The organism is Saccharopolyspora antiqui (assembly GCF_052246905.1).
Taxonomy (GTDB): Bacteria; Actinomycetota; Actinomycetes; order Mycobacteriales; family Pseudonocardiaceae; genus Saccharopolyspora.
Genome location: NZ_JBQQBO010000004.1, coordinates 146,615 through 173,307, shown reverse-complemented (window position 1 = coordinate 173,307; position 26,693 = coordinate 146,615). Strand labels below are relative to the sequence as shown.

At 71.1% G+C, this 26,693-nt stretch carries 20 protein-coding genes; 7 read left to right on the top strand and 13 right to left on the bottom strand.

Going from position 1 to position 26,693, the window contains the following annotated elements:
• Positions 1-87: 87 nt before the first annotated feature.
• Entirely contained in the window at positions 88-744 is a 657-nt protein-coding gene (locus tag ACTWQN_RS09665) for a TetR/AcrR family transcriptional regulator (protein ID WP_443203023.1), read from the bottom strand.
• 139 nt (positions 745-883) lie between these two features.
• On the opposite strand from ACTWQN_RS09665, the gene ACTWQN_RS09660 reads away from it, so the two are divergent.
• From ACTWQN_RS09660 to ACTWQN_RS09650, 3 genes are all read left to right on the top strand, one after another.
• Positions 884-2,089, top strand: coding sequence for a cytochrome P450 (locus ACTWQN_RS09660; RefSeq protein WP_443203022.1), 1,206 nt, complete (start codon positions 884-886; stop codon positions 2,087-2,089).
• Between the two features lie 11 nt (positions 2,090-2,100).
• On the top strand, positions 2,101-2,301 hold the full coding sequence (locus tag ACTWQN_RS09655; protein ID WP_443203174.1) for a ferredoxin: 201 nt from the start codon (positions 2,101-2,103) through the stop codon (positions 2,299-2,301).
• Between the two features lie 88 nt (positions 2,302-2,389).
• Positions 2,390-3,193: an SAM-dependent methyltransferase gene (locus ACTWQN_RS09650; protein WP_443203021.1), complete on the top strand. Its 804-nt coding sequence runs from the start codon at positions 2,390-2,392 to the stop codon at positions 3,191-3,193.
• Between the two features lie 413 nt (positions 3,194-3,606).
• On the opposite strand, the gene ACTWQN_RS09645 is transcribed toward ACTWQN_RS09650, so the two are convergent.
• Positions 3,607-4,656 carry an FAD-dependent oxidoreductase gene (locus tag ACTWQN_RS09645; RefSeq protein WP_443203020.1) on the bottom strand — a complete coding sequence of 350 codons (1,050 nt, stop codon included), beginning with the start codon at positions 4,654-4,656 and terminating at the stop codon, positions 3,607-3,609.
• Between the two features lie 256 nt (positions 4,657-4,912).
• Here ACTWQN_RS09645 and ACTWQN_RS09640 point away from each other — a divergent pair, with 256 nt between their 5' ends.
• A complete protein-coding gene (locus tag ACTWQN_RS09640; protein ID WP_443203019.1) occupies positions 4,913-5,050 on the top strand; it encodes a hypothetical protein in 138 nt (45 codons plus the stop codon).
• A gap of 419 nt (positions 5,051-5,469) precedes the next feature.
• A complete protein-coding gene (locus ACTWQN_RS09635; protein WP_443203173.1) occupies positions 5,470-6,027 on the top strand; it encodes a class I SAM-dependent methyltransferase in 558 nt (185 codons plus the stop codon).
• A 127-nt stretch (positions 6,028-6,154) separates the two neighbouring features.
• Here ACTWQN_RS09635 and ACTWQN_RS09630 read toward each other — a convergent pair whose 3' ends face one another.
• Entirely contained in the window at positions 6,155-7,000 is an 846-nt protein-coding gene (locus ACTWQN_RS09630; protein WP_443203018.1) for a helix-turn-helix transcriptional regulator, read from the bottom strand.
• A gap of 86 nt (positions 7,001-7,086) precedes the next feature.
• On the opposite strand from ACTWQN_RS09630, the gene ACTWQN_RS09625 reads away from it, so the two are divergent.
• Complete coding sequence (locus tag ACTWQN_RS09625; protein ID WP_443203017.1) at positions 7,087-7,887, top strand: SDR family NAD(P)-dependent oxidoreductase; 801 nt, start codon at positions 7,087-7,089, stop codon at positions 7,885-7,887.
• Between the two features lie 276 nt (positions 7,888-8,163).
• On the opposite strand, the gene acnA is transcribed toward ACTWQN_RS09625, so the two are convergent.
• Positions 8,164-10,983, bottom strand: a complete 2,820-nt coding sequence (gene acnA, locus ACTWQN_RS09620; RefSeq protein WP_443203016.1) for an aconitate hydratase AcnA — start codon at positions 10,981-10,983, stop codon at positions 8,164-8,166.
• A 250-nt stretch (positions 10,984-11,233) separates the two neighbouring features.
• On the opposite strand from acnA, the gene ACTWQN_RS09615 reads away from it, so the two are divergent.
• Positions 11,234-12,166 carry an EamA family transporter gene (locus ACTWQN_RS09615; protein WP_443203015.1) on the top strand — a complete coding sequence of 311 codons (933 nt, stop codon included), beginning with the start codon at positions 11,234-11,236 and terminating at the stop codon, positions 12,164-12,166.
• A gap of 297 nt (positions 12,167-12,463) precedes the next feature.
• Here the strand turns inward: ACTWQN_RS09615 and ACTWQN_RS09610 are convergent, their stop codons facing one another.
• The 9 genes from ACTWQN_RS09610 to ACTWQN_RS09570 form a co-directional block, all read right to left on the bottom strand.
• Positions 12,464-16,714, bottom strand: a complete 4,251-nt coding sequence (locus tag ACTWQN_RS09610; protein ID WP_443203014.1) for an HAD-IC family P-type ATPase — start codon at positions 16,712-16,714, stop codon at positions 12,464-12,466.
• Positions 16,715-16,719: 5 nt separating this feature from the next.
• A complete protein-coding gene (locus ACTWQN_RS09605) occupies positions 16,720-17,082 on the bottom strand; it encodes a hypothetical protein (protein WP_443203013.1) in 363 nt (120 codons plus the stop codon).
• Positions 17,083-17,155: 73 nt separating this feature from the next.
• A complete protein-coding gene (locus ACTWQN_RS09600; protein WP_443203012.1) occupies positions 17,156-17,842 on the bottom strand; it encodes a sirohydrochlorin chelatase in 687 nt (228 codons plus the stop codon).
• Entirely contained in the window at positions 17,821-18,963 is a 1,143-nt protein-coding gene (locus tag ACTWQN_RS09595) for a uroporphyrinogen-III synthase (RefSeq protein ID WP_443203011.1), read from the bottom strand. The genes ACTWQN_RS09600 and ACTWQN_RS09595 overlap by 22 nt, the downstream gene beginning before the upstream one ends.
• Positions 18,960-19,283, bottom strand: a complete 324-nt coding sequence (gene nirD, locus ACTWQN_RS09590; protein ID WP_443203010.1) for a nitrite reductase small subunit NirD — start codon at positions 19,281-19,283, stop codon at positions 18,960-18,962. The genes ACTWQN_RS09595 and nirD overlap by 4 nt, the downstream gene beginning before the upstream one ends.
• Positions 19,280-21,793: a nitrite reductase large subunit NirB gene (gene nirB, locus ACTWQN_RS09585; protein WP_443203009.1), complete on the bottom strand. Its 2,514-nt coding sequence runs from the start codon at positions 21,791-21,793 to the stop codon at positions 19,280-19,282. The genes nirD and nirB overlap by 4 nt, the downstream gene beginning before the upstream one ends.
• The gene (locus ACTWQN_RS09580; protein ID WP_443203172.1) at positions 21,790-23,175 is read right to left on the bottom strand and encodes an FAD-dependent oxidoreductase; all 1,386 of its coding nucleotides are present in this window, start codon (positions 23,173-23,175) and stop codon (positions 21,790-21,792) included. The genes nirB and ACTWQN_RS09580 overlap by 4 nt, the downstream gene beginning before the upstream one ends.
• Positions 23,176-23,207: 32 nt before the next feature.
• Positions 23,208-25,268 (bottom strand): molybdopterin oxidoreductase family protein, encoded by a 2,061-nt coding sequence (locus tag ACTWQN_RS09575; protein ID WP_443203171.1) that lies wholly within the window; start codon positions 25,266-25,268, stop codon positions 23,208-23,210.
• 1 nt (position 25,269) lies between these two features.
• Complete coding sequence (locus tag ACTWQN_RS09570; protein ID WP_443203008.1) at positions 25,270-26,670, bottom strand: MFS transporter; 1,401 nt, start codon at positions 26,668-26,670, stop codon at positions 25,270-25,272.
• Positions 26,671-26,693 lie beyond the last annotated feature (23 nt).

Below are 26,693 nucleotides of genomic sequence, written 5' to 3'. Positions count from 1 at the left end.
CCTACGACGCCGCCTCGGCCGCGCCGATCCACCCACGTCGAGGGCTGTCCTCGCGAACCGGCGGCCGCCGGTGCTGGACGTGGGTGCTCAGTTCTCGGTGCGGTGGTGTGCGACGTCGAGGTCGTCGTTGGTGACCGGGCGGCCGGGCAGCGGTGTCGCGAGGTGCGCCTGCAGGCCGTCGAGCATCAGCGTCAGGTACCGGGCCGGGGCGTCGCGCCGGATGTCCTCCGGGACGATGTGCACGCCCTGCAGCACGATGGCCAGGATCACCGCGAGGTCGCCGCTGCCGACGTCCGACCGCAGCGAACCGTTGCGCTGCGCGGCGCGCACCAGCCCGTCCAGGATCTCCAGCAGTTCGCCCCGGGTCTGCCTGACGGCCGGGTCCGAGCCCAGGACCGCCCTGGCCCGCTGCGACAGCATGGAAAGCCGGACCACGGTGCGCAGATCCACCGCGCGCAGCAGGAAATCGGTCAGCGCTCGCCACGGGTCGGGTTCGCGGTTGCCGAGCGTGCGGGCTTCGTCGAGCACCCGTTGGAACGCGTCCCGGCCGACGGCGCCGATCAGCGAATCGCGGTCCGGGAAGCGCCGGTAGAGCGTGCCGATGCCGACGCCGGCGGCGCGGGCGATCTCTTCCATCGGAACTTCGGTGCCGCGTTCGGTGAAGACGGTTCGCGCCGCTGCGATGATCCGGTCGCGGTTTCGGCGGGCATCGGCCCGCAGGCGTGGCGTAGCGTCGGTCGTCATGGTCCTCGCTCGTCGGGCTGGGCCTGGCTGGGCGGATTGTCGCATGTTCTAGGCCGACTATAGGTGGACGAAATCCTTCCGTTTCGATATAAACGGAAGGGATTCATCCGGTTGTTCGCTCAGTGATCAGGGAGTCACGATGTCCGACACAGCTGTTGACGCAGCCGCCTACCCCAAGGTCCGCACCTGCCCGTTCGCACCCGCACCGGAATACGCGCAGCTGCGGGTGGAAACGCCGATCACCAAGGTGCCGATGGTCGGCGGCGGCACCGCCTGGCTGGTCACCCGCCACGAAGACGTCCGCCAGGTGCTCGGTGATCCCCGGATGAGCTCCGACCGGCGCCGCCCCGGCTTCCCCAAGTTCACGCCGAACCAGCAGATGGTGACCAACATGCCCCCGTCGCTGATCGGGATGGACGGCGAGGAGCACGCCACGGCCCGCCGCGCCGTGCTCGGCGAGTTCACCGTGCGGCGGATCGAGGAGCTGCGACCGCGCGTCCAGCAGATCGTCGACGACTGCATCGACGGGATGCTCGCCGAGTCCGGCCCGGTCGACTTGGTGCGCGCGTTGTCCCTGCCGGTGCCGTCGCTGGTGATCTGCGAGCTGCTCGGCGTGCCCTACGCCGACCACGACTTCTTCCAGCAGCGGACCAGCTTGGTGGTGCGGAGATCGACCACGGCCGAGCAGCGGATCGCCGCGATCGGCGACATCCGGTCCTATCTGGACGAACTGGTGTCGGGCAAGGAGCGCGACACCAGCGACGACCTGCTCGGTCGGCAGATCCAGAAGCAGCGCGAATCCGGCGAGCTGGACCACGAGGCGCTGGTCAGCCTGGCGTTCCTGCTGCTGGTCGCGGGACACGAGACGACGGCGAACATGATCTCGCTGGGCACCCTGGCGCTGCTGGAGAACCCCGAGCAGCTGGCGGAGATCGTCGCCGATCCGGCGAAGACCTTGCCAGCGGTGGAGGAGCTGCTGCGGTACTTCACCATCGTCGAGGCCGCGACCTCGCGCACCGCGCTGGAGGACGTCGAGATCGGCGGCGTGCTGATCCGCGCGGGGGAGGGCGTGGTGGCGATGGGCACCGCCGCCAACCGCGATCCCGAGGCCTTCGACCGACCCGACGAACTCGACATCAACCGCAATGCCCGCCGCCACGTGGCCTTCGGCTTCGGTCCGCATCAGTGCCTGGGGCAGAACCTGGCGCGGATGGAGCTGCAGACCGTCTTCGACACGCTGTTCCGGCGGTTGCCCGGCCTGCGGTTGGCAGCCGAGGTCGACGACCTACCGTTCAAGTCCGATGCCAACGTCTACGGGATCTACGAAATGCCCGTGACCTGGTGAAGGGAGCGATGATGCGAATCGAGGCGGATCTGGACCGGTGCGTCGGTGCCGGTCAGTGCGTGCTCACCGAGCCAGCGCTGTTCGACCAGAACGAGGACGACGGCCGGGTGGTGGTGCTGGTGACCGAAGTGGACGGAAGCGCTGCCGACGCCGCCCGGGAAGCGGTGCAGGTGTGCCCCTCTGGTGCGCTTTCGCTGCTCGCCGAGCCGTGAACCGCGACGCGCAGTAGCCGATAGAGGGCTTGCGGGCCGCCCGCTCATCCGGTGTGGTGGTATGAGTCACCACCGCCGGAGGTGCATCGTGGACGCGCAGTCGTGGTGGGTGCAGGGGGTCGACGTGACGAAACCGAGTCCCGCGCGTGTCTACGACGTGCACCTGGGCGGCTCGCACAACTTCCAGGTGGACCGCGATCTGGCCGAGAAGGCGGCAGCGCTGATGCCGTCGCTGCCGACGGTGCTGCGAGCCAACCGGTCGTTCCTGCGCCGGGTTGTTCGCCACCTCGCCGGTCGCGGCGTTCGCCAGTTCCTCGATCTCGGCTCGGGTATTCCGACGGTCGGCAACGTGCACGAGATCGCCCAGCAGGCGAATCCCCAGTGCCGGGTCGTCTACGTCGACAGCGATCTGGTCGCCGTCGCGCACAGCCACGCCATCCTGCGCGGCAACGACCGGGCGATCGCCGTCCGCGCCGACTTCCGGGACGCCGACTACGTGCTCGGCCACCGCGAAGTCCGATCGATGCTGGATTTCGACGAGCCCATCGCGGTGCTGTTCTTCGCCGTCCTGCACTTCGTGCCCGATGACGACGACCCGATCGGCATCGTGTCGCGCTACGTCCGGTCCCTGCCGTCGGGCAGCTACCTGGCGATTTCGCACGCGTGCAGCGACGACATCACGGAATCGACCAGGCAGGCCGCGCAGCTCTACAGCGAGCGCATCGGCGGTTTCCACATGCGCCCGAAGCGGCAGATCGCCGCCATGTTCAGCGACGTGGAGCTGGTCGAACCCGGGCTGGTGGACCTGACCGAATGGCGCCCGGACTCCCATGAGGTGCCGCCCGGCGGCAAGCCCTGGACCGGGCCCGGCGGTGTGGGCCGCAAGAAGTAGCCGACCGGGCTCGCGTCGGGCGGGGTGCCGATGGAACCGAGAAGCGGCGCCACCTCCCCCTCTCCTGGAGATGGCGCCGCTTCACGCGGTTGAGCCGCTAAGCGCAGCCTGGCCATTCCGACCGGCCGCCCACAGGGCATTAGGTCCCTGGACAGGCCTTCTTGAGGATTTGTGGGGCCCGTTTGGGCGGCGGTGCGATTTCGCGAAAATCGACCACCCCACCCGAGGTGGTCGAGCCGACACAGCCACTTCAAAGACAGGCATTCAGATGCCGTCTCGACTCCGCCGATCCCCGACATCATTCATGTCCGATACACCAGGTCGGGGCAGGCCTCGCGGAGAACGCCAGCGGGCAGAGTCTGAGAAACCGTGGCGGTGCGGCTGGCGCCGCGTAAAGAACGAAGACAGGCGGTTCAAGACTTTCTCGATGTCGTCCGCAGCAGTGCGCGGATCTCGTGGACGGCTGCCCGACCAGCGCGATTGGCGCCGATCGTGCTGGCAGACGGCCCGTAGCCGACGAGGTGCAGGCGGGGCTCGGCGACCGCCCGAGTGCCCTCCACCCGGATACCCCCGCCCGGTTCGCGCAGGTGCAGCGGCGCGAGGTGGGCGAGCGCCGGTCGGAAACCGGTGGCCCACAGGATCACGTCGGCCCGCTGGGTGCGTCCGTCGGCCCATTCGACGCCGTCGGCGGTGATCCGCTCGAACATCGGCAGCCGGTGCAGCACGCCCCGCTGCCGCGCCGCGCGCAGCGCGGGGGTGTCGGGCAGGCCGGTCGCGCTGACCACGCTGCCGGGTGGCAGACCGGCCTCGACCCGGCGCGCCACTTCGGCGACCGCCGCGCGCCCGTCGAACGGGGTGAAGTTGGTGTCGGTGAATCGCGGTGGCCGCCGGGTCGCCCAGGTCGTCTCGGCGACCTCGGAGATCTCCAGCAGGTGTTCCACCGCCGAGATGCCGCCGCCGACCACGATCACGTGCTGCCCGCGGAACTCCTCGGGTCCCCGGTAGTCGGCGGTGTGCAGTTGGCGACCGGTGAACAGCTGCTGACCGGGGTAGTGCGGCCAGAACGGGTTCTCCCAGGTGCCGGTGGCGTTGATGACCGCCCGCGCCGCCCAGGTTCCGGCCGAGCTGTCGACCAGCAGCCGTGCGCCACCGTCGCGGACCGCGGCCACCTTCACCGGCCGCAGCACCGGAAGTCCCATCGTCAACTCGTACCGCTGGAAGTACTCGGCGACGACCTCGGCGGCCGGACGGGTGCCGTCGGTCTCGGGTAGCGGGCTGCCCGGCAGGTCGTGGATGCCGTGCACGCCACCGAGCCGCAACGACGGCCAGCGGTGCCGCCAGGCGCCGCCGGGCCCGTCGCCCCGATCGAGCACCACGTGGTCGATGCCGGTGCGCCGGAGGTGGTACGAGCTGGTCAACCCGGCCTGACCGGCTCCGATCACCACGACGTCGCTGCGCTGCACATCCAGCAGAACAGCCGTCGCGCCGGATTCTTCCCGCCGCGGCAGTGGTCTGTGCCACTTTTGCGGCAATACGTGATAGGCCGACCGAGTGCGACGCAAGACACTGGCGGGCGCCTTTAATCTCCGCGAAACAATACCCTACGATTGAAGTTGCAAGCAGTGGTTCCCCAAACCTTCTTCCGTTCGTCGTGCCCTTTGTCGGCGGTCCCTCGCGTGCGCGCGGAAGACGGGGAGGTTCATCGAAGGGAGGCAAGAAGTGACAACGGTGTGGGTGGCCCTGGCGGCTGAGGCGGTTGTGCTGCTGGCAGTGGCGGGAGCGTTGACGAAGTGGTCGTGGCGGTCGCAGCCGGGCACCCCGGACCAGGTGGGCCCGGTGGCCGAGCGCATCGCCTGAGCGAGGACGCGCGTTAACGGGCTTGCTCCCGTCTCCGGGAACAGGCCCGTGGACCCCCGAGCCGGGCAATGGCGTGCGAATCCGATCGTCGCCCGCCGGTTTTCGTTATCCATTTCTCGGTGCTTTTCCCGATTAGTTGCATCACATCGATTCGGCCTTTTGCCGACTCGGTTATTCGCCGGGAGTGATCAGAGCTCGATCGGCGTTGGCGGCGTGCTGATCGGCAGATGAGCCGCACTGCTTCGGCGCGGTGCGCCGCTGGACCGATAGGGTGGGCCGAACAAGGGCCGAACCACCGATCGGGAAGGGCATCCGTGACTCCAGCCGAACAGTCCCGTGGTCCACAGCCAGGCGTTCCCGTGCTGCCCCGGTCGGGCGGATCGGCGCTGGCCAACTACCGGACGTTCATCGAGCGCGCGGTGCGCAAACCGAACCTGGTCGGCGCGGTCGTGCCCAGTTCGCCGAACCTGGCCCGCGAAATGGCCGCCGTGGTGCCGACCTCGGGCCGTCCGGTGGTGGTGGAACTGGGGCCCGGCACCGGGGCGCTCAGCGGCGCGATCTCCCGTCGGCTGCCCGCTGGCGGTAGGCAGGTGGCGATCGAGTTGGACGGCGGCATGGTCGAGTACCTGCGCGGCGAACTGCCGTGGCTGGAGGTCATCCAGGGCGACGCCGCCCGGCTCGGCGACCTGCTGGGCGAGGCCGGTATCGAGCGGGTGGACGCGGTGGTCAGCGGGCTGCCGTGGTCGATCTTCCCGGCCGACCTGCAACAGGCCATCCTGGACCAGGTCGGCGCGGTCCTCGCGCCCGGTGGCGCGTTCACCACGTTCGCCTACGTGCACGCCCTCGGCATGTCCGGCGCCCGCCAGTTCCGCCGTCGCCTGGACCTGACCTTCGACGAGGTGCTCACCTCGCGCACGGTGTGGCGCAACGTCCCACCGGCCCGCAGCTACGTCTGCCGCCGCCCCCACCAGAACTGACCGCGCACCGCGCTCGTTTCGCAGCGCTGCGCATGGCGCTCACTTTCGGCTGAGGAGTGGAGGGCGCCTTTTACCAAGTTAGTTGGCGAAAGGTGCCCTTCACCTCGTCCGCAGCAGCGTTGGGGGCTCAGGTTGGGATGGTGATGCGTTGGGTGCCGATGACCTTTAGCAGTTGCATGGCTTGGTCGGACGGGCTGCCGGGTTCGGCGGTGTAGATCACTACGTGCTGGTCCTGTTGTGGTTCGAGGAGGACGTCGCAGTGCAGTACGAGGTGGCCGACCACCGGGTGGTCAATGGTCTTGGGTAGGTGGTGCGCGGTGCGCACCTGGTGTGATTGCCAGCGGTGGGCGAACTCGGGGCTGGCCGCGCGGAGCTCGGCGACCAGTGCGCGGATACCGGGATCGGCGGGGTAGCGCGCGGTGGCCGAGCGCAGGTGGGCCACCGCGTATTCGCCGAAGTCGGAGTCGTCGGCCAGTCCGTACCGGCGCTGGGCGGGGTCGGGCAGGAAGTACCGCCGGATCAGGTTCCGGTCGCGCTGCGGCACCGCCGAGAAGTCCTCCAGCAGCGCGGCGGCCAACGAGTTCCAGGCGATCACGTCGTATTTGGCGTCGAGCACCAGAACCGCCGAGTCGGGCATCCGCTCCAGCAACGTCAACAGGCTCGCCCGCACTTCGCTGGACGGCCGCGCGGGCGGATCCGGTGCCGCGCCGACGAGCTCGAAGAGGTAGTCGCGCTCCGGTGTGGACAGTCGCAGGGCACGAGCGAGCCCGGCGAGCACCGCCGTCGACGGATGGCGTCCGCGCGCCTGCTCCAAGCGCGTGTAGTAGTCGGTCGAGATGTGGGCGAGTTGTGCGATCTCCTCGCGGCGCAGGCCGGGGGTGCGCCGTCGCGGACCGGCCGGTAGGCCCAGATCCGGGGGCCGCAGCGATTCTCTTCGGACGCGCAGGAAGGCCGCGAGTTCGCGTTTGTCCACGCTGCCAGTATCCAGTCGCGGCATGGCACTGCCAGGGACTCGGAGTCTCTGGTTGGGACCTGTGCGACCACCTGATGCTCGGTGCCATGAATGAAGCAGCTGTGCAGCCGAAGGAACAGATTCCCGGACTGTTGGCGGACAAGGTGGCCCTGATCACCGGCGCGGGACGTGGCATTGGCGCCGCGGCGGCGCGGGTCTTCGCTGCCGAAGGTGCGGTCGTGATGCTCACTTCTCGGACCGAAGCTGATCTGGTGACCGTGGTCGAGGAGATCCGGGCCGCCGACGGCACCGCGGATTACGTGGTGGCCGATGTCGGCGACGAGGCCGATGTGCGCCGGGTCGTGGACACCGCGGTGGACCGGTACGGCCGCCTCGACGTCGCCTTCAACAACGCGGGGATCGCGATCCCGCCCGCGCCGCTGGTCGAGGTGCCCACCGAGCAGTTCGACCTGATCGGCGCGATCAACTACCGATCGGTCTGGCTTGCCATGCGGGCCGAGATCGCGGCGATGCGCGCCACGGCGAACGGTGGCGCGATCGTCAACAACAGCAGCGTCGGCGGCTTCCGCGCGAATCCCAGCGCCGGGCTCGGCCCCTACGGCGCGGCCAAGCGCGCGGTCAACAGCATCACCGCGACGGCGGCCGTCGAGTGCGGTGCCGAGGGGATCCGGGTGAACGCCATCGCGCCCGGCACCACGCTGACCCCGATGGTGCGGGACTGGGTGGCCCGGCAGCCCGACATCGTGGACCGGCTCAATGCCATGACGCCGCTTCGCCGTGCGGCCGATCCGGACGAGATCGCCGAGGCGGCCGCATGGCTGCTCAGCGACCGGGCGTCCTACGTGACCGGTGTCGTCCTACCCGTCGATGGCGGCATGCAGGCCTGAACCCGTTGCTGATTGCCCCAGGTGTGTCGGCTCGGCAGCAGGTAGGCGCTTGAAGGCCTGCTCACGTGCCACAACGTGGATCCGGAATTCCGCGAGAGCCAAGTGGTGTTGCGGTGCACCACCTGTGGCCACCAAGCGATTTCGCCATCGTTGCTGCCAGTCTCGGACCTGACGCCCATCGGACTGCCGTGCGTGTTCGACGAGAAGAAGAGAACGGGCCGATGCGCTTGTGGCGCACCGGCCCGTTCGTTGGCTTCCTGCCGGATCGGCAGGAGATCAGGAGCGGATCATCTTGCGCAGCACGTACTGCAGGATGCCGCCGTCGCGGTAGTAGTCCGCCTCACCAGGGGTGTCGATGCGGACCTTGGCGTCGAACTCCACAGTGGAGCCATCGGCCTTGGTCGCGGTCACCTTCACCGTCTGCGGGGTGTCACCGTCGTTGAGCTTGGTGATGCCCGCGAAGTCGAAGGTCTCGGTGCCGTCCAGGCCCAGCGACTTGGCCGAGGAACCCGCCGGGAACTGCAGCGGGATGACGCCCATGCCGATCAGGTTCGAGCGGTGGATTCGCTCGAAGGACTCGGCGATGACGGCGCGGACCCCGAGCAGCAGGGTGCCCTTGGCCGCCCAGTCGCGCGAGGAGCCGGAGCCGTACTCCTTGCCGCCGAGCACCACCAGCGGGATGCCCTGCGCGGCGTAGTTCTGCGCGGCGTCGTAGATGAACGCCTGCGGGCCGCCGTCCTGGGTGAAGTCGCGGGTGTAGCCGCCCTGCACGTCGTCCAACAGCAGGTTGCGCAATCGGATGTTGGCGAACGTGCCCCGGATCATCACCTCGTGGTTGCCGCGGCGGGAACCGTAGGAGTTGAAGTCCTTGCGGTCGATGCCGTGGTCGGTGAGGTACTTGCCCGCGGGCGAGTCCGGCTTGATCGCACCGGCCGGGGAGATGTGGTCGGTGGTGACCGAGTCACCCAGCAGCGCCAGCACGCGGGCCCCGGAGATGTCGGTGACCGGTGCCGGGTCCATCGCCATGCCCTCGAAGTACGGGGGCTTGCGCACGTAGGTGGAGTTCGCGTCCCACTCGAAGGTCTTGCCCTCCGGGGTGGGCAGCGACCGCCACCGCTCGTCGCCCTTGAAGACGTCCTCGTAGCTCTTGGTGAACATCTCGTTGGTGATCGCCGAGTCCATGACCGTCTGGACCTCCTGCGGCGACGGCCAGATGTCGCGCAGGTAGACCGGCTTGCCCTCGGGATCGGTGCCCAGCGCGTCGTTCTCGAAGTCGAAGTCCATCGAGCCCGCGAGCGCGTAGGCGATCACCAGCGGCGGCGAGGCCAGGTAGTTCATCTTGACGTCGGGGTTGATCCGGCCCTCGAAGTTCCGGTTGCCCGACAGCACCGAGACCACCGACAGGTCGTTGTCCTGCACCGCGGCGGAGATTTCCGTCGGCAGCGGACCGGAGTTGCCGATGCAGGTGGTGCAGCCGTAACCGACCAGGTGGAAACCCAGCTTCTCCAGGTACGGCCACAGCCCGGCCTTCTCGTAGTAGTCGGTGACGACCTGCGAACCCGGCGCCATCGAGGTCTTCACCCACGGCTTGCGGGTCAGCCCCCGGTCCACGGCGTTGCGGGCCAGCAGCGCTGCGCCCAGCATCACCGACGGGTTGGACGTGTTGGTGCAGGAGGTGATCGAGGCGATCACCACGGCACCGTGGTCCAACTCGAACTCGCCGAGCTCGTCCGAGGAGACCTTGACCGGCTTGGAGATCCGGCCGTTGGAGCCGTTGGCGGCCGAGACGATCTGCGGCGCGGACTCGCGGTGGGTGATCGAGGGGGAGTCGCTGGCCGGGAAGGACTCCTCGATCGCTTCGTCCAGCGCCGCGTCGTCGGCGGTCTTCTCCACCTTGGCGTAGTCGGTCAGCGCGGTGCGGAACGACGGCTTGGCCTCGGCCAGCACGATGCGGTCCTGCGGGCGCTTCGGACCGGCGATCGAGGGGACCACGGTCGACAGGTCCAGTTCGAGGTACTCGGAGTACTCCGGCTCGTGGTCGGGCGAGTGCCAGAGACCCTGTTCCTTCGCGTAGGTCTCGACCAACGCGACCTGCTCGGCGGAGCGACCGGTGAGCTTGAGGTAGCGGATGGTCTCGTCGTCGATCGGGAAGATCGCGCAGGTGGAACCGAACTCCGGGCTCATGTTGCCGATGGTGGCGCGGTTGGCCAGCGGCACCGAGGCCACGCCGGAGCCGTAGAACTCGACGAACTTGCCGACCACACCGTGCTTGCGCAGCATCTCGGTGATCGTCAGCACCACGTCGGTGGCGGTGGCACCGGCCGGGATCTCGCCGGTGAGCTTGAAGCCGACCACCCGCGGGATGAGCATCGACACCGGCTGGCCGAGCATCGCGGCCTCGGCCTCGATGCCGCCGACGCCCCAGCCCAGCACACCCAGGCCGTTGACCATGGTGGTGTGCGAGTCGGTGCCCACACAGGAGTCGGGGTAGGCCTGGCCGCTGCGGGCCATCACGGTGCGCGCCAGGTGCTCGATGTTGACCTGGTGCACGATGCCGGTGCCCGGCGGGACGACCTTGAACTCGTCGAAGGCGCCCTGTCCCCAGCGCAGGAACTGGTAGCGCTCCTTGTTGCGGCCGTACTCGAATTCGACGTTGCGCTCGAAGGCGTCCGGCTTGCCGAACACGTCGATGATCACCGAGTGGTCGATGACCAGTTCGGCCGGTGCCAGCGGGTTGACCTTGGTGGTGTCGCCGCCCAGTTCGGCCACCGCCTCGCGCATGGTGGCCAGGTCGACCACGCACGGCACGCCGGTGAAGTCCTGCATGATCACCCGCGCCGGGGTGAACTGGATCTCGGTGGACGGCTCGGCCTTGGCGTCCCAGCTGGCCAGGGCGCGCACGTGGTCGGCGGTGATGTTCGCGCCGTCCTCGGTGCGCAGCAGGTTTTCCAGGAGGATCTTGAGGCTGTAGGGCAGCCGCTGTGCGCCGTCGACCGCGCTGAGCCGGAACACCTCGTAGGAGGCGTCACCGACGTTCAGCGTGCCGCGGGCGCCGAAGCTGTCCTTGCTCGCAGGTGCAGTCACGTTCAACTCCATCTCGCGACGGACGCAAGTTCGGGAACGGTTGCGAGTCTCGCGCACGTCGGCCGGGCGTGCGCGGGGACCCGCGCTCTTCGCCTCTAACAGTACGCTTGTCCTGTATTTGCTCTCAACTGAGGGTTGGCAAACTCTCGGTCACCTGTACCGGCCCGTGCAAAAGCGCCGAATTTTCCGGCGTCCCAAGGACTGGGACGCCTGTACCGGAACTCGCTTCTGAGGGGTCGGGGTGGCGTGCTTCGATTGATGGGTGCGCAACCTGATCAACAACGCCAAGTCGGCCGGGGTGGCGTTCGCCGTCGTCTCGGCGTTCTGCTTCGGCGGCTCCGGACCGTTCGCGAAGCCGCTGATCACCGCGGGGTTCACGCCGCTGCAGGTGGCCTGGCTGCGACTGGCCGGGGGCGCACTGCTGATGTTGCCGTTCGCCGTCCGCTACGCGCCGACCGTGCGCCGGGTGCCGACGCTGATCCTCGGGTACGGATTGTTCGCGATCGCCGGGGTGCAGGTCTGCTACTTCGCCGCGATCGCCACCGTGCCGGTCGGGGTGGCGCTGCTGATCGAGTTCCTCGGCCCGGTGATGGTGCTGGGTTGGACCCGGTTCGTCCGCCGCAACCCGGTGCCCCGCGCGGCGGCCATCGGCGTGCTGATCGCGGTCGTCGGCCTGATCTTCGTGGTGCAGCTGTGGTCCGGGCTGGGCTTCAACCCGATCGGACTGCTGCTGGCGCTGGGCGCGGCGGCCTGCCAGGCCACCTACTTCCTGCTGTCCGACAGCGGCGGCGAGGTCAACCCGTTCGCCCTGACGGGCTTCGGGCTGCTGCTCGGCGCCGGGGTGGTCACGCTGCTCGCCCGGCCGTGGGAGCTGGACTGGACGCTGCTGGTCGGGCAGGTCGAGCTGGCCGGGCAGCAGGTGCCCGCGCTGCTGGCGGTCGCCTGGATCGTCGTGCTGAGCACGGTGCTGGCCTACCTGACCGGGATCGTCGCGGTGCGCAGGCTGTCGCCGCAGGTCGCCGGGGCGGTCGCGTTCCTGGAGCCGGTGGTGGCCACGCTGCTGGCCTGGTGGCTGCTCGCTGAGCAGCTCGGGCCGATGCAACTGCTCGGCGGTGCGCTGATCCTCGCCGGTGCCTACGTCGCGCAACGCGCGGCACCGCAGCGGAAGCTGGCCTCGGAGTTGGTGGGGGTTTAGGTCTGGCGATTTCGCGCGAAATTGACGCTCCGCTCGGGAAGCGGGGGGCGGTTTCGCGCGAAACCGCTCGGGCTACCGCCGAGCGTCAGGCCGCGCGCAGGGCGGACTTGACCAGGTGGACGACGAGGGTCTCCACCAGGGCGACGGCCACGGCGGCCAGGACGGTGCTGAGGAACTGGGGCATCTCGGGTGCTTTCTGCGAGTGTCTTCTCGGTACGCCCCGACGGTGCGCTGATCCAGTTAGGACTCGGGGCGAGTCAGGTGACCGGCAGGTGAAGCGCCTGGGAACAGTGCAGGTCAGTGGTTCGGCCAGAGCAGGACGACCAGTGCCGCGGCCACGGCGGTGCCCAGCGCGATGCCCCAGTGGTGCGGTAGCAACGGGCTGCTGCCGAAGAACTGGCTGATCCCCGGGATCTGCACCAGCGCGGCCAGGATCAGCAACGAGCCGGTACCGGCGATGAGCACCAGCGGGGTCCGGCCGCGCACCGCGAGGGTCTGCGCCAGCTGGGCGGAGACCAGCGCGACCAGTCCGGTGGTGCGGGCCTGGGCCGCGGTGGACAGCGGCCGGGCCAGCAGCCAGGCCGCTCCGGCGGCACCGGCGGTGGCCGTCGCGCGGACGTAGACGTCGCGCGCCAGCGCCGCGCCCAGCGACGCCTCCGGGCCTTCGGCGAGCAGCTTCTCCGGTGTGGCGTGCGGCGGCGGGCGCACCGCGATCGCGATGGCCGGAAGCACGTCGGTGAGCAGGTTGACCACCAGCAGCTGCCGCGCGTTGAGCCCGGCGCCGGGACCGAGCAGGCCGGTGCCCAGCGCGTAGCCGATCTCGCCGAGGTTGCCGCCCAGCAGGATCGACAGCGCGTCGCGCACCGACATCCACATGCCGCGGCCCTCCACCACGCCGTCGGTGAGGGTCTCGATCCGGTCGTCGGAGACGACGAGGTCGGCTGCTTCCCGCGCGGCGGGTGTGGCGCGGGAGCCGAAGGCGATGCCGACGTGCGCCAGGCCGATCGCGGGCACGTCGTTGGCGCCGTCGCCGGTCATCGCCACCACCCGGCCACCGGCCCGCAGCTGTTGCACGATCCGCGCCTTCTGCGCCGGGCTGACCCGCGCGAACACCGAGACCTTCGGCAGCTCCCCGGCCAGCTGCTCGTCGTCGAGCCCGTCCAGCTCGGCGCCGGTGAGCACCCGCTTGTCGCCGAGCATGTCGAGTTCGGCGGCGATGGCCTCGGCGGTGCTGGGGTGGTCGCCGGTGATCATGATCGCGTCCACGCCGGAGCGGCGCAGCCGGGCCACCGCGTCGGCGGCGGTGGGGTGCACCGGGTCGGCCAGTCCGAGCAGCCCGATGAACTCCAGACCATCCACATCGGACTCGGTGAGGGCGAGGCCGGGCGGTGCCGAGCGCTGGGCCACCGCGAGCAGCCGGTAGCCGCGCAGCGCCAGCCGTTCGATCTCCGCGTCCAGCACGGCGCGGGTTTCGGGGTGCGGGAACGCGCAGCGGTCGAGGACCACCTCGGGTGCGCCCTTGACCGACAGCAGCCCGGCGGTGTGCACCGCGTGGAATCCCCGCGACGGCTCGAACGGCAGCTCGGCCAGCGCCTCCGGCGCCGGCTCGACGTCCAGTGCGGCGGCGCCGTCGAGCACGGCCTGGTCGGTGGGGTGCGGCATCGGTCGGCCGTCCGGGCGGGGGCTGGCGCGCAGCGCGGCGGCGACGATCTCCCGGTGGGCGGCATCGAGGTCCGAAGTGGACTGCGCGTGCGTGCCGTCGGAGACCTGGCGCAGGGTGATCCGGCCCTGGGTGAGGGTGCCGGTCTTGTCGAAGCACAGCGCGTCCACCCGGCCCAGCGCCTCGATGGTCGCCGGGGCGCGCACCAGCACGCCGCGCCGGGAAAGCCGCCGTGCGGCGGCCAGTTCGGCCAGCGTCGCCACGAACGGCAGCCCCTCGGGCACGGCGGCGACCGCCAGGCCGACCGAGCGGGCCACGGTCTGCCCGAGGGGCAGACCCCGCAGCAGGTCGACCACCATCAGCACCGCCCCGGCGCCGACCGACAGCGGAAGCACCTGCTTGGTCAGCTCGCTCAACCGCGCCTCGACACCTCCGCTGGCGCTGGGCGCCGTCGTCGCCTGCGTCGTGCGGCCGAGCTCGGTTTGCGCGCCGGTGGCCACCACGATCGCCGTCCCGGAACCGCTGGCCACCGCGGTTCCCTGGTACAGCATGCAGGTCCGGTCGCCGACCGCGGGCGCGGTCGTCGCCGCGATTTCCTTGGCGACGGACTGGGATTCGCCGGTCAGTCCCGACTCGTCGACCTCCAGGCCGTCGACCTCCAGCAGTCGGCAGTCCGCCGGAATGCCATCCCCGGAGCGGACTTCGATGACATCACCGGGCACCAGCCGATCGGCGGGCACCACTTCCGTGGTGCTGTCGCGCCGCCGCCGGGCGGGCAGCTGCCCGGCGTCCAGCAGCCGCCGCAGCTCGCGGTCGGTTGCCACCCGCTGCACGCCGTCGACCAGCGCACTCGCCACCAGCACACCGCCGATCAACACCGCATCGAGCATCGATCCCAAGCCCGCGGAGATGACCGCACCGGCCCCGAGCACCGGGGTGATCGGGTTGACCAGGCCTTCCAGCGTCGCACCGGCGACGCTCAGCGACGCCCGCCCGGCATCCTGCGGGCGTTGCCTGGCCACCGGCATGCTCGGGCCGCGTTCGGTGCTGCCGAACGCGGCGAGTACGGCCGAGGGGGCCATGGCGTGCCAGGGCGTGCGCTCCTGGGGTACTGGCGGCGCGCGGCCCGCGGCGCGCATCGCCGCCCAGGTGCCGGTGACCAGGGCGGACAGCGTCGCGGTGTGCACCGGCAGCGAGGCGCGCAGCGCGGCGGCGCGCGCGGGACCCAGTGCCGCGAACACCGCACCGAGGCAGGATCCGGCGACCGACAGCAGCACGGCGTGGCGGCTCGCGGTGCGCGCGTTGCCCACCGCGGCCAGCACCAGGTGGACCAGATCTGCGTTGGGGCACAACAGGTCCGCGCCCCACGGATCGGTGTCCTCTTCGGACAGACCGATCCCGAGATCGGCGGCGATCAAGGCGGCGTGCGCGTTGCTGGCCACCACGGCCACCACGGCGCCGTCCTCCTGCAGCCGCCGGACCGACTGGGCCAGCCGGTTTCCGCCGGGGACGACCCGATCCACCGGCAGCCGGTGCTCCAGGTGCCTGCCGAGCCCGGCCACCGCGACGGTTCCGGCCGTGGCGGCTGCCGCGACCAGCGCCTCGGCCAGCGGATCCAGCTCGTCGACCACCGTGACCACCGCCACCGGGCTCGACCGGCGGCTGAGCACGAGCACCTTCGCGCCGCGCTCCACGTCCGCGGCCACCAGCCGCCGGGTGCGCTCGTCAGACGGCTCGATCGACCACTCGCCCCGGGTCCGCGGGGTCGCCGGGTCGCGGAGGTCGACGAGTTCGCTGGCGCGGGCGAACAGCCCCGCCGGATCGTATTCGTCGAGCGGGACCACCGAACCCAGCACGCGACGGCCGGTGAGCAGCACGGATGCGTCGAACACGACGGTGTCCACGCGGTCCAGCCGCCGCATCGCGTCCGGGTTCAGCACCAACCCGCCCCGCCCGGACAGCGCGGTGGTCAACTGCGCGGCGAAGGCCTCCCGACCTGCCTTGGCCGGGCGCGGCACCCCGGCCAGCAGCATCGCCAGGGCGCGCTGCGGATTGCGGGTGGCGGCCAGCACGGTTGCGTACCCGGCCAGGGCGAGACCGCCGGAGGTGTTCGTGACCCGTTCGACCGGGCCATCGGGCAGCGGGCAGGGGCGCGGCTCGGTCGGCACCGGATCGCAGCCGTGCGTGGCCGCCTCCTCCCACCGCAGCCACGCCTGGTGGCGGGCGATCGCCTCGCGGGAGACGCAGAACCGGCTGCCCAGATCGGCCACCACCGCCACCGGGTTCCCGGCCAGCCCGTGCGCCGCCGCGCCGCCGATGGCCAGCGTGGTGTCGGTGGTCGAGCGCCCGAGCTTGCCGGTCAACCCCGCCCGCAGCCACGGCACCGAGTCCACAAGGGACACCACCGCCGGAACCAGCGGCGACACCCCGCGCACCGGCAGCAGCGCGCCGACCGTCGCGTAGCCGAGCCCGACCAGGCTCACCGCCAACGCCCCCACGTCGCGCAGCAGCGCATCGGGGTTGCCCGGGTGCGTCGCACTCGCCGGTGCGGTCTCGGCATCGGCGAGCCCGTGTTCGGCCTCCACCTCGGCGATCACGCGCGCCAGCGCCGCGACACCGAGCTCGGCCGGATCGTGCCCGATGATCACCCGCCCCAGCACGGCGTTGACCTCGGCGCTGCGCACCCCGTCGACGGCCAGCAGGCGTTGTTCGAGATCCCGCGCGGCATCCTCGGTGCCCGGCCGGTGCATGCCCCGGACTTCCAGATGGCTGCGCCGCCGCCCGACCCACACCCGCCGATCGGCCGGAGCCGCGGCCACCGTCCGCACCGCGTGCCGGATGGGAGCTGCGATCTCGGCGGTCTTGGCCAGTAGCCAGCCCAGCGGCATCCCGGTCAGCGCTTCTTGGTGCCCTGCTGCTGGACGGTGCGCCGCATCAGCGCGTTGCCGACCCCGATGGCCAGCGCGACCGGCCATTCGATCAGGCTGAAGGCGACACCGGCGGCCAGCCCGCCGTAGAACATCGCCTGGTCCCGGGAGGGCAGTTGGCCCCGCACCGTCTCGGCCGCGGAGGTGATGTTCGCGCGGTTGGGCAACGGAATCTGGTAGGTGTGCATCTCCGCCGTGACGCGCGGTAGCGGAATCGCCATGCTCGCGGCGGCCTGCTGCTTGGCGCGGGTGGGGTGCGCCGCGCTCGTCGACCGGCTCTGCTGGGTCCGGTGCGAAGTGTGTTGTGCTGCGCTGCTCGCGGTAGCCATCTCCAACGCTTCCTTCCCTCCACCGGCCGCCCCCGGCGGCCACCTGCCGGTGATCCAACCGGGGTACCCGAAGTCAGGCGGCGGAAACGTGGTCGCGCACCGCCAGCCGGTAGCGGCGGGCGATCAGCTCGACCACGCTCGGATGCGCGCCGATCGGATCGGCGATGCCCCGCACCGGCAGTTGCGCGAGCCGCCGGTGGAACAGACCCGGCGCCAGCAGGTACGGCGTGATGAAGTCGGCGGGCCCGCAGACATCGGCGGTCGCCGGTGCGGCGGTGGTGACGTAGCTGGGGTTCAGCCACTGGCCGCAGCGGCGACCGAGCAGCCGCGCCGCGGCGCGCACATCGGCGAGTGCCCGCTCGTCGGACGAGCCCGCCGCGGCGAACGCGACCCGGTCGCCGGGCTGCCACCCGGCGGCGACCAGTCGTAGCAGCATCGCCTCGATGATCTCCGGAGCAGGCCCCAGCGGCGCGCAAACCACCACGTCATCGCGTCCGCTGGCGGCGATCTGCGTGGGCAGGTCGGTGCGCACGTGGTAACCGGCGGCCAGGAACGCGGGCAGCGCGACCACTGGGCCGTCGACCTCTCGCAAGGCGTCCGCGACGCTCGGGCCGATGACGTCGACGTAGGCGATGTGCACCGGCACCCGCAGCCGCGCGGCGGCCGCGTCGGCGATCCGTTCGACCACCCGGGGCCCGGCGGGATCCCGGGTGCCGTGGGCGACCAGCAGCAGCGGGGTCAGGGTTGCGGATCGGCGCATCGCGGGGCGTCTCTCATCGGTTCCAGCGGAAGTCGGTATCCGCGTTTGATCACGGTCTGCACCAGCTCGGGTGCCCCCAGCGCGGCGCGCAGCCGGGCCACGGCCTGCTCCACGGCGTGCTCGTCCGACGGGTTCCCGGCGCAGTTCAGCGCCTCGGCCAGGCTGCGCCGCGACACCACCCTCCCGGGCCGCTCGGCGAGTGCCCGCAGCAGCGTTTTGCCCTGCGGTGAAAGCGGTTTCACCACCCCGTCGACGACCGCGGCATGGCCCCGGACCTGCAGTTCCCGGCCCCCCACCGGCAGGGTCGGCGCACGGCCCGGCAACGCGTCGCACAAAACCCGCACCAGCGCGCCGATGCGGAAGCGCTGCGGGATCACCGCGGGCACCCCGTGGTCGGCCAGCGGCGCGTGCGTCACCGGCCCGACGCAGGCGGCCAGCACCGGGCCGCGCAGCGCGGCCAGCAGCTCGTCCCGGCAGCGTCGTTCGGCGGCCAGCGACAGCAGGCTGGCGGCGGCGGGCGCACTGGTGAACGTCACCGCATCGATCTCCTGCGCGCAAACGGCGGCCAGCAGGTTCTCCAGCGCGGTGATGTCGGCGGGCGCGGTCCAGCGGTAGACCGGGATCTCGATCACCGTCGCGCCCGCGCAGCGCAGCGCCTCGACGAAGTCGGGCAGCGGTTGGCCGTGCAGCTGCACCGCGACCCGAACGCCGTCCAACGGCTGGTCGAGCAGGTGTGCCAGCAGTTCCGCGGAGGATTCCGAAGCGGGCGACCACGGATCGGGCAGACCGGCGGCCCGGACCGCGCCACGCGCCTTCGGCCCACGCGCCAGCAGCTGCGCGGGACGCAACGCGTCGAGCAGCTCGGCGCCGATGCCCCAGCCGTCGGCCGCCTCGATCCAACCGCGGAAGCCGATGCCGGTGGTGGCCACCACGGCATCCGGCGGATTCGCTAGGCATTCATGGCTCGCCCGGCGGAGCTCGGTGTCGTCGGCCAGCGGCAGGATCCGCAGCGCCGGGCCGTGCACGACCCGCGCGCCGCGGCGCTGAAGCAGGGAGCCGAGCTCGTCGGCCCGTCGCGCTGCGGTTACCGCGACGGTGTAACCAGCGAGTTCATCGGTCAAGGGACGGCGACCTCCACCACGTCGGCACGGCGGCGCACCGGGTAGACCGGCAGCCGCGCGCTGGGATCGTCCAGGCACTGCCCGGTGCGCAGCGAGAACACCTGCTTGAGCATCGGGGAGGCGACCGTGGGTTCCCCGTCGCGGTCGCCGACGATGCCGCGGCTGATCACCCCGGCCCCGCAGAACGGGTCCACGTTGCCGACCGCGAACAACTCGTCGTCGCGGGTGCGAAACAGCGCCACCAGGTGGTCCTGGACCAGCACCGGCACCCCGTACTCGGGCGGCAGCAGGTCGAGTTCGCAGATCTGTTGCCAGTTCACGTGCGCACCTCCTGGTTGGCGATGACGGGCATCGGCAGCACCACCGGATCCGGCCGGATCTGGCCGCGCTCCTGGATGAAGCGGACGGTCGGATCCGGCTCGTCGGGGGCGTTGACGAAGGACACGAAGCGGGCGAGCTTGCCGGGATCGGCCAGCACCCCGGCCCACTCGTCGGCGTAGCTGTCGACGTGGCGCTGCATCGCGGCTTCCAGCTCGGTGGCGATGCCGAGGGAGTCCTCGACGATCACCTCCCGGAGGTGGTCCAGCCCGCCGTCCATCGCTTCCAGCCACGCCGCGGTGCGCTGCAACCGGTCGGCGGTGCGCACGTAGAACATCAGGAACCGGTCGATGAGCCGGATCAGCTGCTCGTCGTCGAGATCGGCGACCAGCAGTTCGGCATGGCGCGGCGTGAACCCGCCGTTGCCGCCGACGTAGAGGTTCCAGCCCTTCTCGGTGGCGATCACGCCGAAGTCCTTGCCGCGCGCCTCGGCGCATTCGCGGGCGCAGCCGGACACCCCGGCCTTGACCTTGTGCGGCGCCCGCAGGCCCCGGTAGCGCAGTTCCAGCCGGATGGCCATGCTCACCGAATCCTGCACCCCGTAGCGGCACCAGTCGTTGCCGACGCAGGACTTCACCGTGCGCAGCGCCTTGCCGTAGGCGTGGCCGGATTCGAACCCGGCGTCGACCAGCCGCTGCCAGATCAGCGGCAACTGCTCCACCCGCGCCCCGAACAGGTCGATGCGCTGCCCGCCGGTGATCTTGGTGTAGAGGCCGAACTCCTTGGCCACCTCGCCGAGTGCGATCAGCTTGTCCGGGGTGATCTCCCCGCCGGGCACCCGAGGCACCACCGAGTAGGTGCCGTTGCGCTGCATGTTGGCCAGGAACCGGTCGTTGGTGTCCTGCAACCCGGCCTGCTCGCCGTCGAGGATGTGCCCGTTGCCGAGGCTGGCGAGGATGGAGGCGACCGCGGGCTTGCAGATGTCGCAGCCGCGCCCGCTGCCGTGCTTGCCGATCAGCTCGGAGAACGAGCCGATCCCGGTCGCCCGGACGATCTCGAACAGCTCGGCGCGGGACTGCGGGAAGTGCTCGCACAGCGCCTTGGAGGTGCTCACACCGCACTCGGCGAGCAGGCTTTTGAGCATCGGCACGCAGGAACCGCAGCTGGTGCCGGCCTTGGTGCAGCCCTTGATGCCGGGCACATCGGTGAGTCCCCGCTCGGTGATCGCGGTGGTGATGTCCCCTTTGGACACGTTGTTGCAGGAGCACACCGTCGCATCCGCGGGCAGCGCACCCGAGTCCACGCCCGCACCGGCGGGCAGCAGGAGTTGTTCCGGCGGGGCGGGCAGTTCGCGCCCGATCAGCGGTCGCAGCACCGAATAGGCGCTGGCGTCGCCGACCAGCACACCACCGAGCAGCACCCGTGCGTCGTCGGAGAGGACGAGCTTGGTGTAGGTGCCCGCGGCGTTGTTGGCGTAGACGACCTCCAGAGCGCCTTCGGTCCGGCCGTGCGCGTCGCCGAAGCTGGCGACGTCGACGCCGAGCAGCTTGAGCTTGGTGGACAGGTCCGCGCCGGGGAAGGTCCCGTCGCCGAGTTCGAGCAGCTGCTCGGCGACGCCCTCGGCCATGCTGTAGCCGGGCGCGACCAAGCCGTAGCAGCGGCCCTGCACGGCGGCGCATTCGCCGATGGCCCAGACGTGCTCGTCGCTGGTGCGGCAGTTTTCGTCGACCAGGAACCCGCCGCGTTCGGCGCGCGGTAGCCCGGCGAGTTCGGCCAGTTCGTCGCGCGGCCGGACCCCGGCGGAGAACACCACGACCTCGGTGTCGATCATCGTGCCATCGGCCAGCGTGACGCCGCGGACGTGCTCGTCGCCGTCGACGGACTTCGTCGCCGCACCGCAGTGGATCGTCAAGCCGAGATCCCCGACCAACCGGCTGAGCACCTGGCCGCCGCCCTCATCGACCTGCAGCGGCATCAGCCGCGGCGCCATCTCCACGATGTGCGCGCGCATGCCCAGCAGCCGCAGGGCGTTGGCGGCCTCCAGGCCGAGCAGCCCACCGCCGATGACGACACCGGGCTTGCCCTCGGCGGCCGCGGCGCGGATCGCGTCGAGATCCTCGATGGTGCGGTAGACGAAGCAGCCGTCGAGGTCGTGCCCGGGCACCGGCGGCACGAACGGCCGCGAGCCGGTGGCCAGCACCAGCGCGTCGTAGCCCAGCTCCGAACCGTCCGATGTGGACACCGTGCGGGCGGTGCGGTCGATGCCGGTGACGGCGGTGTTCAACCGCAGCTCGACCACCGGGTCTTCGAGCAGTTCGTGGCTGGCCAGGCTGAGGTCTTCGGCGCTCTTGCCGTCCAGGTAGGACGACAGCGCCACCCGGTCGTAGGCCGGGCGGGGCTCCTCGGCGAGGACGATGATCCGCCAGGCATCGGCCGCGTCGCGCTCCCGGAGCGTCTCGACGAGCCGGTGTCCGACCATGCCGTGCCCAACGACGACAAGCGTGCGGGTCATGCCGCGCCCTCCTCTTGTTGTTCGATGCGGTTGGCCAGCGCGCCGCAGAGGCGGCCGACGTCGTCGACGCAGCCGCCGCAGCCGGTGGTCGCCCGCGTTGCCCTGGCCAACTCGGGCACCGAGCGGGCGCCGCCGTGCCAGGCGGCGGTCAGGGACTTCTTGGTGACGTTGTTGCAGCGGCAGATCACCGCGTCCTCAGGGAGCTCGACCGGACCGCTGGGGACCGCGGCCGGAGTGCCCAGCAGCAGTGCCAGGCGGTCGGCGGGAACCGGCAGGTCGCGGTCGTGCAGCTGGCTGACCGACGCGATCGCCTCCGGGAAGCCGAACAGCACCGCCCCGGTGATCCGCTCGGACCGCAGCGCCAGCTTCGCGTAGCGGCCACGAGCCGGATCCGACAGCGTCACGACCTCGGCTTCGGGGCTGCCCAGGCCCTCGACCGAACCGATCGAGGCGAGGTCGATGCCCCGCGCCTTGAGCCGGGTGACGGTGCGGGTGCCCCGGTAGCGCGCGGCAGCTCCGGTGAGCAGCGCGGCCAGCGTGTCGGCCTGGTCCCACGCCGAGGCGATCAGGCCGGGGGTGTCGCCGTCGTGCTCGGCGCAGTCGCCGATGGCGTGGATGCGCGCATCGTTGGTGCGCAGCTGGTCGTCGACCACGATTCCGCGCTGCACCGCCAGCCCGGCCCGCACCGCCAGCCCCGTTTCGGCGATCACCCCGGTGCACGCCACGACCAGGTTCGCGGCTACCACCTCGCTGCTGTCCAGGATCAGCCGACCGGGCCGGTAGGCGATCGCCTTGCGCCCCAGGCGAACTTCGACGCCGAGCTTGCCGAGCCGGTCGGCGAGCAACCGGCCACCGGCGTCGTCGAGCTGCCGATCCATCAGATGCGGGTTCGGGTGCACCAGCGTCACGTCGTGGCCGCGCGCCAGCAGTGCCCGAGCGGCTTCGACGCCGAGGATCCCGCCGCCGAGCACCGCGACCGGGCCCACCACGGCGTCGATCCGCGCGCAGTCGGCGAGCGTGCGCAGCGGTTGGAGGTGGCCGGCGCGCAGTCCCGGCACCTCGGGCATCCTCGGCCGCGAACCGATGGCCAGCACGAGGACGTCGTACGGGTGCTCCTCGCCGGTGTCGGTGCGCACGACGCGCCGCGTGCGGTCGATTTCGGTGGCGGTGACCCGCAACCGCACCTCGGCGTCGACCGCGGGCAGCGTGACCGTGTCGGGGCTGAGCGTGCGATCCAGCACGGCGGCGAGCAGCACCCGGTTGTAGGCGGGGCGTTCCTCGCGCCCCAGCACCGTGATCGGGCCGGTGTACTGGTGCGCGCGCAACCGCTCGACGAGCCGGTGCGCGGCGGGCCCGTTGCCGACGATGACGATCCGCGTCATCGGGCCGCCACGAGCAGCGGGGAAGGGGTCGCTCATCCGGCCTCCTGGGCGGGTTCGATCCGGACCGCGCTGACCTTGAACTCCGGCATCCGGCTGCGCGGGTCCAGCGCGTCGCCGGTGAGCAGGTTGGCCCGCGCCGCGCCGGGGAAGTGGAACGGCAGGAACACCGTGTCGGTGCGCATCGTGGCCACCACCCGCACCCGCGCCAGCGCGCTGCCGCGCGCGGAGGTGATCGTGGCCAGCGCGCCGTCGGCGAGCCCGGCCCGGTCGGCGGTGTCCGGGTGGATCTCGACGAAGGACTCCGGGGCGGCCGCGTTGAGTTCGGCCACCCGGCGGGTCTGCGCACCGGACTGGTACTGGGCCAGCACCCGGCCGGTGGTGGCGGTCAGCGGGAACGCCTCGTGCGGGTTCTCGGCCGGGTCGCGGTGCTCCACGACGGCGAACCGGGCGAGCCCGTCGGGATGCGCGAAACCGTCCAGGAACAGCCGGGGGGTGCCCGGGTGCGACGGATCCGGGCACGGCCAGTGCAGGGCTTCACCGGCATCGAGCCGGTCGTAGGTGATCCCGGCGTAGTCGGCCTTGCCGCCGGACGATGCGCGGCGCAGTTCCTCGAAGACCTCGCGCGGCGCGGTTGGGTAGCGGTGGCCGGGTTCGCCGAGCCGGACCGCCAGCCCGTGCAGCACTTCTAGATCGCTGCGGGCGTGCCCGGGCGGCACCTGCAGGCGGCGGCGCCGCAGGACGCGGCCTTCGAGGTTGGTCATGGTGCCGTCTTCCTCGGCCCACTGCGTCACCGGCAGCACCACATCGGCCAGCTGCGTGGTCTCCGAGGGCACGAAGTCGGCGACCACCAGCAGGTCCAGGGCGGACAGCCGGTCGACGACGTGGTCGGCGTTGGGTGCCGAAACCACCGGGTTGGAGCCGAAGACCAGCAGTGCGCGCGACCCCTGCTCGGTGCCCAGGGCGTCCAGCAGTTCGTAGGCGCTGCGGCCCGGCCCGGGCAGCACCTCGGGCAGCACGCCCCAGGTCTCGGCCACGTGCGCCCGCGCGGCCGGGTCGGTGATCATCCGGTAGCCGGGCAGCTGGTCGGCCTTCTGGCCGTGCTCGCGGCCGCCCTGCCCATTGCCCTGCCCGGTCAGGCAGCCGTAGCCGCGGCCGGCGCGGCCGGGCAAACCGAGCGCGAGGGCGAGGTTGATGAACCCGGACACTGTGTCGACGCCCTTGCTGTGCTGTTCGGCGCCGCGACCGGTGAGCAGATAGGCGCTCCCGGCTTCGGCGAGCATCCGCACCGCCTGCCGCTGCGCGGTCACCGGCACCCCGGTGACGCGTTCGACGCGCTCCGGCCACCAGGTCATCACCCGCTGCCAGGCCGCGTCGAAACCGGTGGTGCGGGTCCGGATGTAGTCGGTGTCGGTCCAGCCGTCGACCACCGCGATGTGCAGCAGCCCGAGCGCCAGCGCCAGATCGGTGCCGGGCATGGGTTGCAGGTGCAGCGCGGCGCGTTCGGCGGTGGCGGTGCGGCGCGGGTCGATGACCACCAGCTGCGCGGTGCGCAGGTGCTGCATCAGCGGCGGCATCGTCTCGGCCGGGTTAGCCCCGGCCAGCAGCACCACGTCGGCGCCGCCGAGATCGGTGACCGGGAACGGCAGCCCCCGGTCCAGTCCGAAGGCGGCGGTTCCGGCGGCCGCCGCCGAGGACATGCAGAACCGGCCGTTGTAGTCGATCTGGCTGGTGCCCAGCGCCAGCCGGGCGAACTTGCCGAGCAGGTAAGCCTTTTCGTTGGTCAGCCCACCGCCGCCGAACACCCCGACCGCGTCCGGGCCGTGCTCGGCCCGGATCCGGTCGATACGGGTGGCGACGGTGTCCAGCGCGGTGTCCCAGTCCACCGGGGTGAGTGCGCCGTCGCGGCGCACCAGGGGGTGCCGGAGCCGGTCGGCGACGTCCAGCACCTCGGGTGCGGTCCAGCCCTTCTGGCACAACCCGCCCCGGTTGACCGGGAAGTCCGTTGGCCGCACCGAAACCCCGCGCCGCTCCCGCGTCAGCTGGGTGCCGCACTGCAATGCGCAGTAGGGGCAGTGCGTGGCCACCGTCCGCACGTCAGGCACGACTGGCCTCCGCGTTGGACGGTGCCTTGGCGGCGGCCGACTGCGGCGCGGCGCTGCCCTTGAGCGCTCCGCGCAGGTAGATCGCCCACGTGACGAGCACGCAGAGGACGTAGTACACCAGGAACGAGGTCAGGGCCGCGTCGCCGTTGGCCGCCGCGCTGCCGTAGGACGCGCGGAAGGCGAGGTTGATGCCCACCCCGCCGAGGGCGCCGATCGCCCCGGCGATGCCGATCACCGCACCCGACATCCGGCGGGCCCGCGCGAAGGCCGCGATGGCTTCGCCACCGGCGGTCACGTCGTCCACGGCCTCCTTGGCGAAGATCGCCGGGATCATCTTGTAGGTCGAGCCGTTGCCGATGCCGGTCAGCACGAACAGCACGATGAACGCCGCGACGTAGAGCCCGAACGAGCCCTGCGACGACGCGAACAGCAGCGCCCCGGTGCCCAGCGCCATGCCGATGAACGTCCAGAGGGTGACCACCGCGCCGCCGAGGCGGTCGGAGAGCCAGCCGCCGAAGGGCCGGGAGATCGAGCCCATCAGCGGACCGAGGAACGTCCAGCTCGCGGCTTGCAGCGGGGTGAAGTCGAACTCGGTCTGCAACACCAGGCCGAAGGCGAAGCTGTAGCCGATGAACGAGCCGAACGTGCCGATGTAGAGGAACGAAATCCACCAGGTGTGCTTGTTCGCGGCGGCTTCGCTGAGCGCACCGGGCCTGGCCCGCACCGCGTCCACGTTGTCCATGAACAGCGCCGCGCACAGGGTGGCCAGCGCGATCAGCGGCAGGTAGATCGCCGCCACGTAGGACGGCTGGGTGTTGCCCGCGAAGGCGATCACCAGCAGACCGACGATCTGGATCGCCGCCACGCCGATGTTGCCGCCTCCGGCGTTGAGCCCCAACGCCCAACCCTGGTGGCGCTGCGGGAAGAAGGTCGTGATGTTCGTCATCGACGAGGCGAAGTTGCCGCCGCCGACCCCGGCGGCCGCACCGATCAGCATGAACACCCACAGCGGCGTGCCGGGCTGCTGCACGAAGTACAACGCCAACGCGGTCGGCACCAGCAGCACCGCAGAGCTGAAGATGGTCCAGTTGCGGCCGCCGAAGCGGGTCACCGCGGCGGCGTAGGGCAGCCGCAGCACGGCCCCCACCAGGTTCGGGGTGACGACCAGCAGGAATTTCTCGCCCGCGGTGAACGGCAGGCCGATGCTGGGCGACATGAACAGCACCAGCACCGACCAGATGCTCCAGATGGAGAAACCGATGTGCTCCGACAGGATCGAGAAGATCAGGTTCCGCCGCGCCACGTGCTTGCCGGTGGACTCCCAGAACTCCTCGTTCTCGGGGTCCCAGCCCTCGATCCAATGGCCTCTGCTGGCCAAGGCTCTCGTGGTCAACTCGGCTCCTCTCCTCGGTTGTT

Coding starts and splice junctions, on each gene's coding strand:
- ACTWQN_RS09665 (WP_443203023.1), bottom strand. CDS start 744: ATGACGACCGACGCTACGCCACGCCTGCGGGCCGATGCCCGCCGAAAC.
- ACTWQN_RS09660 (WP_443203022.1), top strand. CDS start 884: ATGTCCGACACAGCTGTTGACGCAGCCGCCTACCCCAAGGTCCGCACC.
- ACTWQN_RS09655 (WP_443203174.1), top strand. CDS start 2,101: ATGCGAATCGAGGCGGATCTGGACCGGTGCGTCGGTGCCGGTCAGTGC.
- ACTWQN_RS09625 (WP_443203017.1), top strand. CDS start 7,087: ATGAATGAAGCAGCTGTGCAGCCGAAGGAACAGATTCCCGGACTGTTG.
- acnA (WP_443203016.1), bottom strand. CDS start 10,983: ATGGAGTTGAACGTGACTGCACCTGCGAGCAAGGACAGCTTCGGCGCC.
- ACTWQN_RS09610 (WP_443203014.1), bottom strand. CDS start 16,714: ATGCCGCTGGGCTGGCTACTGGCCAAGACCGCCGAGATCGCAGCTCCC.
- ACTWQN_RS09605 (WP_443203013.1), bottom strand. CDS start 17,082: ATGGCTACCGCGAGCAGCGCAGCACAACACACTTCGCACCGGACCCAG.
- ACTWQN_RS09600 (WP_443203012.1), bottom strand. CDS start 17,842: ATGCGCCGATCCGCAACCCTGACCCCGCTGCTGCTGGTCGCCCACGGC.
- nirB (WP_443203009.1), bottom strand. CDS start 21,793: ATGACCCGCACGCTTGTCGTCGTTGGGCACGGCATGGTCGGACACCGG.
- ACTWQN_RS09580 (WP_443203172.1), bottom strand. CDS start 23,175: ATGACGCGGATCGTCATCGTCGGCAACGGGCCCGCCGCGCACCGGCTC.